Origin of the sequence: Bradyrhizobium sp. NBAIM18, assembly GCF_020193825.1 — a bacterium.
In the GTDB taxonomy this organism is placed as follows: Bacteria; Pseudomonadota; Alphaproteobacteria; order Rhizobiales; family Xanthobacteraceae; genus Bradyrhizobium; species Bradyrhizobium yuanmingense.
Window position 1 is genome coordinate 345,970 of record NZ_JADYVO010000007.1, and the last position, 14,132, is coordinate 360,101.

Sequence of the window (14,132 nt, forward strand, 5' to 3'; positions counted from 1 at the left end):
TTCGCGAATGACCATGGCTGCGGCGATGCAAAGCCGGACGGCAGAAGCGCCAGCGCGGTCGAGAGCGAGCCGTATCGCACAGGTCGACATCGTCACCGATCTCGCCGAGGCCGAGGCGGTCTGGCGCGGCTTCGAGGCCAGTGGCCATCTTTTCACGCCCTACCAGCGCTTCGACCTGCTCGACCCCTGGCAGCGGCTGGTCGGCGCCCGTGAAGGTGCCCTGCCGTTCATCGTGATCGCCCGCGACGCCGATCGCCGCCCGCTCCTGCTGCTGCCGCTCTCGCTGCGGCAGGGCCACGGCGTGCGCACCGCCGGCTTCATGGGCGGCAAGCACACCACCTTCAACATGGGCCTGTGGAACGCCGAGTTCGCAGCAGAGGCCGCCAGCGCCGATCTCGATGCACTGCTTGCGCCGCTCGGCGAGCACGTCGACGTGCTCGCGCTGACACAGCAGCCCGAGCGCTGGCACGACCAGCAGAACCCGTTTGCAGCCCTGCCGCGGCAGCGCGCGATCAACGGCTGCCCGCGACTGGCGATGGAGCCGGGCGGCCCGCCGGCATCGCGCATCGGCAATTCCCTCCGCCGCCGCCTCAAGAGCAAGGAAAAGAAGCTTCAGTCCCTCGCCGGCTACCGTTATCACCTGGCGACGTCGGACGCAGACATCATTCGCCTGCTGGATTGGTTCTTCCGCGTCAAGCCGGCGCGGATGGCGGAGCAGAAGCTGCCGAACGTCTTCGCCGAACCCGGCGTCGAGCGGTTCGTCCGCAGCGCCTGCCTCGCGCCACGCGGCGAAGGTCATGTCATCGACATCCATGCGCTGGAATGCGACGAGGAGGTGATCGCGATCTTCGCCGGCGTCGCCGACGGCGAGCGCTTCTCGATGATGTTCAACACCTACACGATGTCCGAGCACGCCCGCTACAGCCCCGGCCTGATCCTGATGCGCTACATCATCGACCGCTATGGCGAACGCGGCTACCGCTCGCTCGACCTCGGCATCGGCTCGGACGATTACAAGCGGATGTTCTGCAAGGACGACGAGGCGATCTTCGACAGCTTCGTCCCCCTGACCTCGCGCGGCAAGCTTGCGGCCATGGCGATGTCCTCGCTCAGCCACGGCAAGCGGCTGGTGAAGCAGAATCAGATGCTGTTCGACATGGCCCGCCGGCTGCGGCAGGCGTTCGGGTAGACGCTGGACCCTCTCGCTCTCTCCACTTGTGAAACTGCCCCTTACCCTCCCCTGGAGGGGTCCGGGACGAGCGTAGCTCGCCCGCGGGTCGGCTCACATGGAGCGCAGCGTAATGTGAGACGGGGTGACGGTCTCTCCACATCCAACAGGTGCCCGAGTGGAGAGATCACCCCACCCCGCTCGCGCTGCGCGCGATCGACCCTCTCCCACCAGGGGAGGGTGAGAGAGAGACCGCGCGGAAACTGAAGAAAATCGACGGCGAGCGCCCTCGCCTACGCCGCCACCACGCGCGGCGTCTCGGCGGCATCGGACGGCTGCACCGGCTTGCTCAGCATCGCCACCGCGCTGAAGCCGACGGCTCTAAGCTGCTCGCACATCTGCGCGCGCGCATCCGCTGCCATCGCGGCGTCGGGCACCACGACGGCGCGGGCATGCGCGGTGAGCAGCTCGGCCGGAAGGTCGGAGGCGCTGCCGGCATCGATCAGCACGTGGTCGTAAGCGCGCAGCAGCGCGTCGATCGCGAGTGCGACGCGCGGCGACTGCAGCAGGCTGCGGTCGAAGCCGGGACGGCCGGCCATCACCAGATGCAGCCGCGACAGCTTGTCCCGTGTGATGACTTGCGCGAACGAGGCCTCGCCCTGCATCAGCTCGGCAAGGCCGGGAGCCTGCGCATCGGCGGAGACTGCGGCAATGGTCGGCGAGGACGCGGCGAGATCGACCACGACGACGCGTGCATCGCGCGCCAGATTCCGCGCCAGCGTCAGCGTCGACAGCGTGATGGCTTCGCCGGGCGCCGTGCCGAGCACCGTGACCTTCTTGGCCGCAGTGCCTGCGGCACGCAGTTCGTCGGCCAGACGTTCGATCTCGGCGAATTCGCTCGTATCCAAATCGGCCGTCATCTCCGGCTGCAGCGGCGCGGGCTCCGCCAACACCGGATCCAACATGGGTTCGCTGCCCCTGTCGACCGCGGGCTCGATGGCGCGCTGAACGACCAGCGGCTCCTGGCGCACCGGCGCCTGCGCAAGGCCCATTGCCGCCAGCGGCGCGGTCTGGCGCAGCAGCTCGCCGGTGACGACGACACCGGACGAGAGCAGCAGCGTTGCGATCGTCGCGATCAGCACGATCGGCAGCTTCTTCGGATAGGCCGGCGTGTTCGAGACGATGGCACGCGAGATGATGCGGCCGTCGGTCGGCGCGGTGTCGATGGTCTCGCGGGTGTTGGCCTCGCGGTACTTGGCAAGATAGGTCTCGAGCAGATCGCGCTGCGCCTTGGCTTCCCGCTCCAGCGCGCGGAGCTGGACGTCCTGGCCGTTGGTGGAGGCCGCCTGCTTCTTGAGCTGCTCGAGGCTCACGGTGAGGCCATCGACCCGGCCGCTGGCGATGCGGGCGTCGTTCTCGAGCGAGCGCGAGATCTTGGCGGCTTCATCGCGGATCTGATTGTCGAGGTCGCCGAGCTGCGCTTTCAGCTCCTTGATCCGGGGATGATTGCCGAGCAGCGTCGACGATTGCTCGGCGAGCTGGGCGCGCAGCGTGACCCTCTGCTCCGACAGCCGGCGCATCAATTCGGAGTTCACGACCTCGGATGCCTCGATCGGCTTGCCGCTCTGGAGCATCTCCTTGATCAGCCGTGCCTTGGATTCCGCATCCGCCTTCATCGAGCGCGCATTGTTGAGCTGGGTATTGACCTCGCCCATCTGCTGGTTTGACAGCGTGGTGTTGTTGGTTCCGACGAACAGGCTGGACTTGGAACGGAAGTCCTCGACCCTGGCTTCGGCGTCCGAGACCTTCTTGCGCAAACTCTCGATCTCGCCGGCCAGCCATTGGCTGGCGTTCTTGGCCTGCTCCTGGCGCGCGGCCTGCTGCAGCACGAGATAGCCGTCGGCGATCGAGTTGGCGACGCGCGCGGCGAGCTCGGGATCGGCGGACTGGAATTCGACCACGATCACGCGCGACTTGTCGACGGCGTAGGCCGAAAGTCGCTCGTAATAGGAATCGAGCACGCGCTCTTCCGGCGTCATCGCGAACGGATCGCGGACGATACCGATCAACGCGGCAAGCGACTTCAGCGGCGAGATGCCCTGCAGCACCGGATCGAATTCGGGGCGCTCGGCGAGCTTGTTCTTCTTGATGATCTCGCGCGCCAGATCGCGCGACAGCACCAGTTGCACCTGGCTGGTGACGGCCTCGGCATCGAGCGCCTGCCGCTCCTCGGTGCGGTCGCTGTTCGGACGCAGGAACACGTTCTCGCGGCCGTCGATCAGAATCCGGGTTTCAGATTTGTAGCGCGGCGTGACGAGATTGACGATGGCGAGCGAGGCAACGAGCGCCAGCACCGTCGGCACGATGACCCAGCCGCGCTTGCGCGCCAGGGCCGCACCGAGCGCGTGCAGGTCGATGTCGCCGGATTCGACCAGCCCAGGCTTGGCGATGACGGGCGCGGGCTTCGCTTCGGGCTTCGCTTCGATCTTGGCCTCAACCTTGGCTTCGATCTTTTCGGCTTCCGCTTCGCGCTTTTCGGCCTTCGTTTCGCTCTTGGGCGCAGCTTCGCCTTTGGACTTCGCGACGGCCCGCGCGATCACAGCCTTGTCCTTGCCGGCACGCCAGAACGCTAAACGCATCGAACACTCCCGCAGGGCAACACTGCGACTCTACCTCAACCGGGGCGATTACACTCCATTAAGGTTGCCGCTGGGTTAATCGTGACGACCCGCGCCTTGTGCACGTCGACCCGTCACCGTTTGTTAACCACGAGGCCCCTTAATCCATCTCGATTATTTCGTGAGAATTGTTCGGCAAGTCGCCGTCGAGCTGGTTTTGATCATGCCCCCCTCTCCCGACCGGCCGCTTCGCATCCTTCACGCCGTGCGCGCTCCGGTCGGCGGCATCTTCCGCCACATCCTCGACGTCGCCAACGGCCAGGTTGACCGCGGCCATCATGTCGGCATCCTCGCCGACAGCCTCACCGGCGGCGAGCGCGCCGACAAGGCGCTGACCGAGCTTGCGCCGCGCCTGAAGCTCGGCGTCCACCGCATGGCGATCCGCCGCGAGCCGTCGCCCGATGACGTCATGGTATGGCTCCGCATGCGGCGGCTCATCGCCACGCTCAAGCCCGACGTGCTGCACGGCCACGGCGCCAAGGCCGGTGCCTTCATCCGCATGCGGCGGCGCTCGGACGACACGATCCGGATCTACACCCCGCATGGCGGCTCGCTGCATTATCCGCTCAACACCTTCAAAGGCGAATTCTACGCGCGGCTCGAACGCACGCTGATGGACTCGACGGACCTGTTCCTGTTCGAGAGCGCCTTTGCCCGCGACACCTATCAACGCATCGTCGGCACGCCGAAGGGCGTGGTGCATTGCGTTTTCAATGGCGTGACGCCGGAGGAATTCGAGCCGGTCATCACCGCCGAGGATGCGACCGACCTCTGCTATGTCGGCGAGTTCAGGCACATCAAGGGCGCCGACCTGCTGGTCGATGCCGTGGCGCGCTTGCACGAGGGCGGCAAGAAGGTCACGCTCACGCTCGGCGGCGACGGCGAGGAGACGGCCGCGCTGAAGGCGCAGGTCGAGCGGCTTGGCCTCGCGAACGCCATCCGCTTCATCGGTCACGTCAAGGCGCGCTACGGCTTCTCCAAGGGGCGGCTGCTCGTCGTCCCCTCGCGCGGCGATTCCATGCCTTACGTCGTGATCGAGGCCGGTGCCGCGGGCATTCCTATGATCGCATCCAAGATCGGCGGCATCCCCGAGATCTTGGGCGTCGACAGCCCCGCGCTGTTCGCGCCCAGCGATCCCGAGGCCATGGCGGAGGCGATCGCCGCAGCGTTGGACGATCCGCAAACGACCGCGCAACGCGCACTCTCCTTGCGCCAGCGCATCTCCGCGCATTTCTCGCAAGCCGCAATGGTCGAGGGCGTACTCGCCGGCTATCGCGACGCATTTGCCAATCATTAACCATCCTTAATCCTGCTTTAGAAAATCTTCCGATTTGTCCGATAATCGAAGCGCCAGGGGATGCTTGCCCGGGCGCGCAAGGCCGCGCCGCGGGTTCTGGAATGGACGTGGACGCCCGTGGAACCGCTCAACGCACGCTCGATGCTCGACGCCGCGACCAGCGCCGCAGCGAAGCCCGCTGACCAGCCTTTCGTCGAGCGCCGGCGCCGGCTGTCGCCCGCCGCACTCGAAGTCGTCAACCAGAAGGTCGCCCGCGCCTATTCGCCGATCGTGATCGCGGGCTTCGTTCGCCTCGCCGACTTCGCGCTGCTGAGCTTCGTCGGCATCGCGCTCTATCTCGGCTACGTCCTGCCGCTCGCCGGCGTCTTCAGCTGGGTCTATCCCGCGCAGGTCGTCGCCGTCGCCATCGCCGCCGTCGTCTGCTTCCAGGCCGCCGATATCTACCAGGTTCAGCTATTCCGCGGGCAGCTGCGGCAGATGACACGGATGATCTCGTCCTGGTCGTTCGTCTTCCTGCTGTTCATCGGCATCTCGTTCTTCGCCAAGTTCGGCAGCGAGGTGTCGCGGCTATGGCTTGCCGCCTTCTATGTCCTCGGGCTCGCGGCGCTGATGGCCTCGCGGCTGGTGCTGCGCCAGCTGGTGCGCGGCTGGGCGCGCCAGGGCCGGCTCGACCGCCGCACCATCATCGTCGGCTCCGACAGCAATGGCGAGCAGCTGGTCGAGGCGCTGAAGGCGCAGGAGGATTCCGACATCCACGTGCTCGGCGTGTTCGACGACCGCAACGACAGCCGCGCGCTCGACACCTGCGCCGGCGCGCGCAAGCTCGGCAAGGTCGACGACATCGTCGAGTTCGCCCGCCGCACCCGCGTCGACCTCGTGCTGTTCGCGCTGCCGATCTCGGCGGAGACGCGCATCCTGGAGATGCTGAAGAAGCTCTGGGTGCTGCCGGTCGACATCCGCCTCTCCGCGCACACCAACAAGCTGCGCTTCCGGCCCCGCTCCTATTCCTATCTCGGCGAGGTGCCGACGCTCGACGTGTTCGAGGCGCCGATCACCGATTGGGACCTGGTGATGAAATGGCTGTTCGACCGTATCGTCGGCAGCCTTGCGCTGCTCGCAGCCCTGCCGGTGATGGCGTTGGTTGCGCTCGCCGTGAAGCTCGACAGCCCCGGCCCGGTGCTGTTCCGACAGAAGCGGTTCGGCTTCAACAACGAGCGCATCGACGTCTACAAGTTCCGCTCGATGTACCACCATCAGGCCGACCCGACCGCCTCGAAGGTGGTGACCAAGAACGATCCGCGCGTCACCCGCGTCGGCCGCTTCATCCGCAAGACCAGCCTGGACGAGCTGCCGCAGCTCTTCAACGTGGTGTTTTCAGGCAATCTGTCGCTGGTCGGCCCGCGCCCGCATGCGGTGCAGGGCAAGCTGCAGAGCCGGCTGTTCGACGAAGCCGTGGACGGCTATTTCGCCCGCCACCGCGTCAAGCCGGGCATCACCGGTTGGGCCCAGATCAACGGCTGGCGCGGCGAGATCGACAACGAAGAGAAGATCCAGAAGCGCGTCGAGTTCGACCTCTATTACATCGAGAACTGGTCGGTGCTGTTCGACCTCGTCATTCTCCTGAAGACGCCGGTCTCGCTGCTGACCAAGAACGAGAACGCGTATTGAGTTTCTCTGTCATGCCCCGCGTAGGCGGGGCATCCAGTACTCCGTAGCGCCAGTGGTTTCCACGATAGGCGCCGCGGAGTACTGGATCGCCCGGTCAAGCCGGGCGATGACGGCTGTGTTGTGGCGCATGAGTTGCGTAAGCGTATGAGCGTGTGATGGCGTATGCGGCGACAGCCGGTGGAGTGAACGCAGCCGCAACGGCCGCGCCCGGCGTGCTGGCGTTGCAGCGCGCGCTGGTGTGGCTGGTCGGCGCCTCTGGCGCCATCGTCTTCATCGAACCGAGCCCTTACGAGATCGCGACGCTGCTCGCGACCGTCATCTTTTTCGCCACCGGCCTGCGCCTGCGGCTCGTGCTGATGCCGCTGCTGTTGATGCTGATCCTGCTCAATGTCGGCTACACCATCAGCGCGATTCCGCTGTACGAGCGGACGGAGGTGGTGAGCTGGATCGCGACCTCCTGGTACATGGCGGTGACCGTGGTGTTCTTCGCCATGGTCATCTCCGAGGACACCGAGGCCCGGCTCGACATGCTGCGCCGCGGCCTCGTGGTCGGCGCGATGATTGCCTCGCTGCTGGCGATCGCCGGCTACTTCCACCTGGTTCCCGGCGGCAACGACCTCTTGACGCTCTACGGCCGCGCGCGCGGCACCTTCAAGGACCCGAACGTGCTCGGCGCCTACCTGATCCTGCCGGCGCTGTTCGCGCTTCAGAGCGTGGTCTCCGATAAACTGGCCAAGGCATTCCGCAACGTCATCGCCTTCGGCATCATGTCACTGGCGATCCTGCTCGCCTTCTCGCGTGCGGCCTGGGGCGGCCTGGTGCTGACCTCCGCCTTCATGCTGGCGCTGATGGTGCTGACCAGCCGCACCAATGCGCAACGTTCGCGCATCGTCATCATGGCGGTCGTTGCCGCGGTGCTCGGCCTCGCGCTGATCGCCGTGCTGCTGTCGCTCGATTCCACGGCGGAGATGTTCAAGCAGCGCGCGAGCTTCGGCCAGAGCTATGACGAAGGCCGCTTCGGCCGGTTCGGCCGGCACATCCTGGGTGCGGAGATGGCGCTCGATCTGCCGTTCGGCATCGGTCCATTGCAATTCAACCGCTACTTCCCCGAGGACACCCACAATTCCTACCTCAACGCCTTCATGTCCGGCGGCTGGCTCTCCGGCGTGTGCTATCCCGCGCTGGTGTTCACCACCGTCATCATGGGTTTCCGCCACGTCTTCATCCGTGTGCCGTGGCAGCGCGCCTACCTCGCGGTCTTTTCCGCCTTCCTCGGCACCGTCGGCGAAAGCTTCGTGATCGACACCGACCACTGGCGGCACTTCTGGATGATGCTGGGCGCAGTGTGGGGGATGATCGCAGCCGCGCAAGCCTACAAGCTCAGGTCCGGCGAGGACGCTTCTTCAGCTTGAGATCCGGCCGCTTTTCCGGCGGCGTGTCGAGCAGAGCTTTCAGGGCCTCGGTCGCCGCGAGCGTGCCCTTGTATGCTTCATTGGAGAAGCGAAGCAGCAGCCGCAATTCCTCGTCGGAATAGCCGCTGCAGACGTTCTCCATCGCCTGCTGCATCGGCACGTAATACTGGCCGAGGCCGGCGATCGCCTCCGGCACGACCGCGATGAAGACCTTGCGACGATCCTTCTCGTCTCTTTCGCGCCGCACCAGGCCCGCCTTTTCGAGCCGGTCGACAACACCGGTGATGGCACCGGTGGTCAGGCCGGTGACCTCGGCGAGCCGCCCTGCCGTGACGCGGCCCTCGAGATACAGGATGTCCATGCATTCGAGGTCGGAATTGGCAATTCCGGCAACGTTGGCGACGGTCTGGCCGTAGAGCACGCCCTGCGCGGAGGACCTGCGCATGGCGTCCTCGAGCTCCTGCAGCAGCGCAGCGCGCGCCTTCGTCCTTGACAAGGCCCACCTCATCTCTTAGGCAATATATATCTTAGTCGCTAAGATAATTAGTGACCGTAATTTCTCCTAGCACCACGGAAACGTCGGGAGCAAGCCATGGCCCACCGTCCCCGCAAGGCGCTGATCATCGGCGCCGGCATCGCCGGCCCCGTCGCCGCGATCCTGCTGCGCCGCGCCGGCATCGAATCCGCGATCTACGAGGCCTGGCCCTATTCGAAAGGAATCGGCGGCGGCTTGCAGATCGCACCGAACGGCATGCATGTGATGGACGAGATCGGGCTGGCGAAGCAGCTGATCAGCCGCGGCTCGGTCGCGGAAGCCTTCGACTTCTATTCGCAGGGCGGCAAGAAGCTCGGCTCGATCAACCGCGACCTGGCGCGGCGCTTCGGCCAGCCGGCCGTCAACATCGCGCGCGCCACGCTGAACGAGATCCTGATCGACAAGGCCTGGTGCGCCTCTGTCTCGCTCTATTTCGCGAAGCGCCTGATCAAGATCGAGGATCGCGGCGACCAGCCGATCATCGCCTACTTCGCCGACGGCACCACCGCCGAAGGCGACTTCCTGATCGGCGCCGACGGCGTGCACTCGGTCGTGCGCCGCCAGGTCGTGCCCGACGGCCCGCAGCCGTTCGACACCGGCCTGATCGGCTTCGGCGGCTTCGTGCCGCACGCCGTGCTCGACGGCAGATCCATCGGCCAGCACGTCGAAACGACCTTCGGACAGAGCGGCTTCTTCGGCTACGGCTATTGCAGCTCCGATCCGAAAGACGGCGTGATGTGGTGGAGCACGCAGCCGGCGCACGGCATGGACGCGGCGACGTTCCGCGCGCTCGACCATGCGACGCTGAAGCAGCATCTGCACAGCTTCCATCACGGCTGGCATGATCCGATCCCCGCCATCATCGAAGCGGCCGAGAACATCGTGGTCACCGACACGCTCGACGTCGCGACCCTGCCGACCTGGTCGCGCAAGCGTTCGCTTCTGATCGGCGATGCCGCGCACGCGACCAGCCCCCATGCCGGCCAGGGCGCCTCGCTGGCGCTGGAGGACGCGTTGCGCTTCGCGCGGCTGATGCAGGAGGGCCAGGAACTCGGCGCCACCTTCCAGGCCTTCGAGGCCGAGCGCCGCCCGCGCACCGAGAAGATCGTCGCGATCGCCCGCCGCAACGGCAACAACAAGCGCGAGTTCAGCGCCACCGGCGCCTGGATGCGCAATCAGGTGCTGAAATGGCTGCTGCCGCTGGGCGCCAAGGGCATGGACTTCATGTACGCGTATGATGCAAGGGCGGCGTGATCTCTCTCCCTCTCCCCGTTCTTACGGGGAGTGGGTCGGGGTGAGGGGCCGCTTCCGCGGAGACGATGAGAGTTGGACTCGCGGAGAGTCCCCCTCACCCGGATTGCTGCGCAATCCGGCCTCTCCCCGCAAGCGGGGAGAGGCGAAGGGAGCGCCTTAGCCTTCCACCCCAAACGTCAGCCCGGCATTGTCCTGCAGCCGCTTGATCAGCTTGTGCTGCATCGCTGCACCCGGCGTCCAGAAGCCGGCGGGAACGTCGCTCGCATCGCGCAGCAGGCAGATGGCGCATTCGGAGATCATCTTCGAGGTCGAGCCGTAGCCGGGATCGCGGTCGCCGGTGACGCCGGCGCGGACCATGCGGCCGTCGGGGGCGATCGCGACATAGAGCAGGTTGAACAGGCCGTTCTCCCGCTCCTCCTTCGACGGCCCCTCGCCCGGCTTCGGCGCGTTCGGGCCGGTCTTCTCGGCATTGGCCGCCATCACGCGCTTGGCGTTGGCCTCGCCCTTCTCGCCGGGGCCAGTCAGCACCATCTCGTCGTAGACAAAGTCCTTCCCGTAGGGAAAGCCCATCAGCATGTTGGAGCGATGGACGTTGCGGGTGTTGATCAGCGCCATCATGAACGGCGCGGCCCAGGATTGCAGGTCCTCCTCGAAGACCGCCCTGTTGCCCTTGGGCTGCTTCGGGCCGGTGAAGCCGGGCGTCAGCGCGAAGTGGTCGTTGAGGATGGCGACGAGGCTGAGATCCTTGGCGACGGCATCGAAGGTCGCCTTCGCGCTCGCCGCGGTGCCGCCTGACAGCGTGCCGCGCATGTCGCGCACGCGGCCCTTCACGCGCGGGGCCGGCGCGCCGAACACGCGCTTTGCCTCCTCCTGCACGAAGAAGGTGCCGAGCTCGAACGGCACGGAATCATAGCCGCAGGAGAACACGATACGCGCGCCGCTCGCCTTGGCCGCAGCCTCGTACTTGTCGATCATCTGCCGCATCCAGACCGGCTCGCCGCAGAGATCGAAATAATCCACACCCGCAGCGACGCAGGCCGCTAGCAGGCCCTCGCCATGGAACTGGTACGGGCCCACCGTCGTGATCACCGATTTGGTTTGCGCCACCATCGCCTTGAGCGACGCCGCATCCGACGCATCCGCGACGACCAGCGGCGTGTCAGTGGCCGCGCCGATCGCATCTCGCACCGATTTCAGCTTGTCGAGGCTGCGTCCCGCCATCGCCCATTTGAGCGCCTTGTCGTCCTTGTAATGCGCCGCCAGATATTCGGCGACGAGCTGGCCGGTGAAGCCGGTCGCGCCGTAGACGACGATGTCGAATTTCGCAGAGCTCATGATCGGCCTTTACTTCTTCGCGTAGCTCACGCCCATGCCGGCACGGACGTCGCTTTGAATGCCATAGGGCGGGATCGGATAGCGCAGGCCATTCTTCGCCAGCGCCTTCATGCCCTCGATTGCCTTGGCGAGATGCGAGGGCTTCAATGCCATCAGCATCTCCTCGTCCGGCACGCCGCCATAGCGCCGTTCGGCATAGCATGGCAAGGACAGGCTGGGCTCCCCAGTCTTGAGCGCCCGCCCCCATGAATCGGCGCATGCGGTCTCGCCGACCACGCCCCATTCGAACTTCTTGTAGCCGGTATATTGCAGCCCGTTGATCAGGATGATCATCTGCCCCGGCGTCGCATAGACGAGGCAGATATCGGGAGGATCGAGCCGGCCGCTCGCGAGCGGGCTGACGGCGAGCGCCTGATAGTGCCCGAACGGAACCACGTCCAGCGCCGCCTGGCGCTTGCGCGCGTCCTCCGCTGTGCCGTGCCAGACCCCGACATAGTTTTCGCCGGCGAGCCATTTCTCGTCCTGCGGCGCAAGACCGATCACCGCGCGGCATTGCGCGCCTACGAGATCGTCGGCGGTGATGCCGACGGTCCAGCCCAGTCGCGCGGCCATGCTGACGATCTGGTCGGTGGTGTGAATTGCGTTCGGGCGGCGGATCTTCGGGATCGCCTCCATTTCTGCGACGCGCGCGAACAATTTCATGCCGATCACGTTCGTCTTCAGCCGCAGCAGGCTGTTGAGATCGGCGACGAGGCCGGCAAGGTCGATCCTGTCCGCACTCTGCTGTTGCATGGCTTCCTCCGCGCCGGCGATGGTGCGCCGCGTATTCTTGTTTTGCGGCTTTGTTCTAGTCCCTGCCCGGTCCCGGAAGCAACTCGGAGATCCTGCCCATCAGACGGTAAGCGGTAAGACCGATCCACTCGCGCACCGCAACTTCGGTTCGTCTCAAGCCGTCCGCGCCCATGTTGGTGAAGGAGAATAGATCCTCACGTCCCCCCATCCGCCAGTCCACCGGATAGGCCTCGACCTCAAATCCGGCCTTGCGGAAGATTCCCATCGAGCGCGGCATATGGAATGCCGACGTCACCAGGAGCCAGCGCTCGCCGGGCTTTGGCGATACCAATTGCTTGGTGAAGATCGCATTCTCCCAGGTGTTGCGGGAGTTACGCTCCAGGATCAGGCGGTCCTTCGCGATGCCGAGATTCTCCAGGATCGGCGCGGAATAGTCGGCCTCCCTGGCCTCGCTCGACACCAGGTTCGCGGAGCCTCCGGTGAAGACGATGCGCGCATTGGGGTAGCGGCGCGCAAGCTCGGCCGGCGCAAACAGACGATCGGCCGCGTGCGCGACGACCGGCGTGCGATGCGCCGCCGACAGATCGGTGTCGACCGAGCCGCCGAGCACGATGATGCCGTCGGGCGCGCCGCGCGAGGCGTCCCACGCCGGGAAGCGCGACTCCAGCGGGTAGATCAGGAGATTGCCGAGCGGCGAGAACGCCGCGAGCGCCAGCAGCACCAGCGTGGTCACGGCAAGCCGGCGGCCAAACGCGGCAAAGCGCGTCGCCATCAGCACGACAGACACAATTCCGAGCTCGACCAGAAGATTGATCGGCAGCAGCGCGACGCCGATGGTCTTGGAGAGAGCGAAAAACAGAGGAGCCTCGCTGGAATGATCGTGCCTGCCATGCGCGGGCTTGGCCGGCACGGCCTTGTTCGGAAATCCTTCTTGAAAGAGGATCGATCGCCGGGTCAAGCCCGGACCGATCAAACCAACCGGACGCGGCAAATGACCCATCATCACCTGCATTCCAGCCCCGAAACCTGCCATTGGGGCTTCTTCGAAGCCGCACTCGAGCCCGTCCTCACCGTGGCCAGCGGCGACGAGGTGACGGTCGACACCATCAGCGGCGGTCCCGACATGCTGCCTGATCGCGACAGGTTTCACATTCCGCCCGAGATGGACCAGGTTCATGCCAAAAACGAGCGCATGCTGCCGGGCCACATCCTCACCGGTCCGATTGCGGTCGAGGGCGCCGAGCCCGGCGACGTGCTCGCGGTCGACATCCTCGACGTGCAGCTCCGGCAGGATTGGGGCTGGAACATGATCAAGCCGCTGTCCGGCACCCTGCCCGACGATTTCCACGAGACGCGGATCCTGAACATTCCGCTCGACCGTACCAGGATGGTCGGCCGCATGCCGTGGGGCCTCGACCTGCCGCTGAAGCCGTTCTTCGGCGTGATGGGCGTATCGCCGCCGCCAGCCTGGGGCCGCATCTCCTCGCTGATCCCGCGCGCGATGGGCGGCAATCTCGACAACAAGGAGCTTGGAGCCGGTGCGACGCTGTATCTGCCGGTGTTCGTGCCGGGGGCAATGTTCTCCTGCGGCGACGGCCATGGCGTGCAGGGCGACGGCGAGGTCTGCGTTACCGCAATCGAGACCGCGCTGCAGGGCCGCTTCCGCCTGACGCTGCGCAAGGACCTGAAGCTCGACTACCCCCGCGCCGAGACGCCGACGCATTACATGACCATGGCAATGGACCCCGATCTCGACCAATGCGTGGTGCGCGCGCTGCGGGACATGATCGCGCTGCTCGGCGAAACGCGAAATCTGTCGCGCGAGGATGCCTACACGCTGTGCAGCCTCGCCGCCGATCTCCGGGTGACCCAGACCGTCAACGGCGCCAAAGGCATCCATTGCATGATCGAAAAGGCGATCGTGCACGGCTGAGCCGCCGCGCCCTTTCCTGACCTGCCGACATCACGCCGCCGCCCGGTCTTCCCGGCGGCG

General features: G+C 65.9%; 11 protein-coding genes. 6 read left to right on the forward strand and 5 right to left on the reverse strand.

Going from position 1 to position 14,132, the window contains the following annotated elements:
* The first annotated feature begins 7 nt into the window (after nt 1–7).
* Nucleotides 8–1,189, forward strand: coding sequence for a GNAT family N-acetyltransferase (locus I6F17_RS18805; protein ID WP_225130776.1), 1,182 nt, complete (start codon nt 8–10; stop codon nt 1,187–1,189).
* A 272-nt stretch (nt 1,190–1,461) separates the two neighbouring features.
* Here I6F17_RS18805 and I6F17_RS18810 read toward each other — a convergent pair whose 3' ends face one another.
* Nucleotides 1,462–3,807 (reverse strand): exopolysaccharide transport family protein, encoded by a 2,346-nt coding sequence (locus I6F17_RS18810; RefSeq protein ID WP_225130775.1) that lies wholly within the window; start codon nt 3,805–3,807, stop codon nt 1,462–1,464.
* Nucleotides 3,808–4,009: 202 nt separating this feature from the next.
* Here I6F17_RS18810 and I6F17_RS18815 point away from each other — a divergent pair, with 202 nt between their 5' ends.
* The 3 genes from I6F17_RS18815 (at nt 4,010) to I6F17_RS18825 (ending at nt 8,223) form a co-directional block, all read left to right on the forward strand.
* A complete protein-coding gene (locus I6F17_RS18815) occupies nt 4,010–5,143 on the forward strand; it encodes a glycosyltransferase family 4 protein (RefSeq protein ID WP_225130774.1) in 1,134 nt (377 codons plus the stop codon).
* 117 nt (nt 5,144–5,260) lie between these two features.
* On the forward strand, nt 5,261–6,811 hold the full coding sequence (locus tag I6F17_RS18820; RefSeq protein ID WP_225130773.1) for an undecaprenyl-phosphate glucose phosphotransferase: 1,551 nt from the start codon (nt 5,261–5,263) through the stop codon (nt 6,809–6,811).
* A gap of 155 nt (nt 6,812–6,966) precedes the next feature.
* Entirely contained in the window at nt 6,967–8,223 is a 1,257-nt protein-coding gene (locus tag I6F17_RS18825; RefSeq protein WP_225130772.1) for an O-antigen ligase family protein, read from the forward strand.
* Here the strand turns inward: I6F17_RS18825 and I6F17_RS18830 are convergent.
* On the reverse strand, nt 8,192–8,668 hold the full coding sequence (locus I6F17_RS18830) for a MarR family transcriptional regulator (RefSeq protein WP_225130782.1): 477 nt from the start codon (nt 8,666–8,668) through the stop codon (nt 8,192–8,194). The genes I6F17_RS18825 and I6F17_RS18830 overlap by 32 nt on opposite strands.
* Before the next feature lie 147 nt (nt 8,669–8,815).
* Between I6F17_RS18830 and I6F17_RS18835 the strand changes: the two genes are divergently transcribed.
* Nucleotides 8,816–10,012: an FAD-dependent monooxygenase gene (locus I6F17_RS18835; RefSeq protein WP_225130771.1), complete on the forward strand. Its 1,197-nt coding sequence runs from the start codon at nt 8,816–8,818 to the stop codon at nt 10,010–10,012.
* A gap of 156 nt (nt 10,013–10,168) precedes the next feature.
* Here I6F17_RS18835 and I6F17_RS18840 read toward each other — a convergent pair whose 3' ends face one another.
* From I6F17_RS18840 to I6F17_RS18850, 3 genes are read right to left on the reverse strand one after another with little or no spacing between them, the layout of a single operon-like run.
* Nucleotides 10,169–11,347 carry a saccharopine dehydrogenase NADP-binding domain-containing protein gene (locus I6F17_RS18840; RefSeq protein ID WP_225130770.1) on the reverse strand — a complete coding sequence of 393 codons (1,179 nt, stop codon included), beginning with the start codon at nt 11,345–11,347 and terminating at the stop codon, nt 10,169–10,171.
* A gap of 9 nt (nt 11,348–11,356) precedes the next feature.
* A complete protein-coding gene (locus tag I6F17_RS18845; protein WP_036039115.1) occupies nt 11,357–12,139 on the reverse strand; it encodes a DUF169 domain-containing protein in 783 nt (260 codons plus the stop codon).
* Nucleotides 12,140–12,194: 55 nt separating this feature from the next.
* Nucleotides 12,195–12,962, reverse strand: a complete 768-nt coding sequence (locus I6F17_RS18850; RefSeq protein ID WP_036039139.1) for a YdcF family protein — start codon at nt 12,960–12,962, stop codon at nt 12,195–12,197.
* A gap of 168 nt (nt 12,963–13,130) precedes the next feature.
* Here I6F17_RS18850 and I6F17_RS18855 point away from each other — a divergent pair, with 168 nt between their 5' ends.
* Nucleotides 13,131–14,072, forward strand: a complete 942-nt coding sequence (locus I6F17_RS18855; protein ID WP_036039117.1) for an acetamidase/formamidase family protein — start codon at nt 13,131–13,133, stop codon at nt 14,070–14,072.
* The last annotated feature ends 60 nt before the right edge of the window (nt 14,073–14,132 follow it).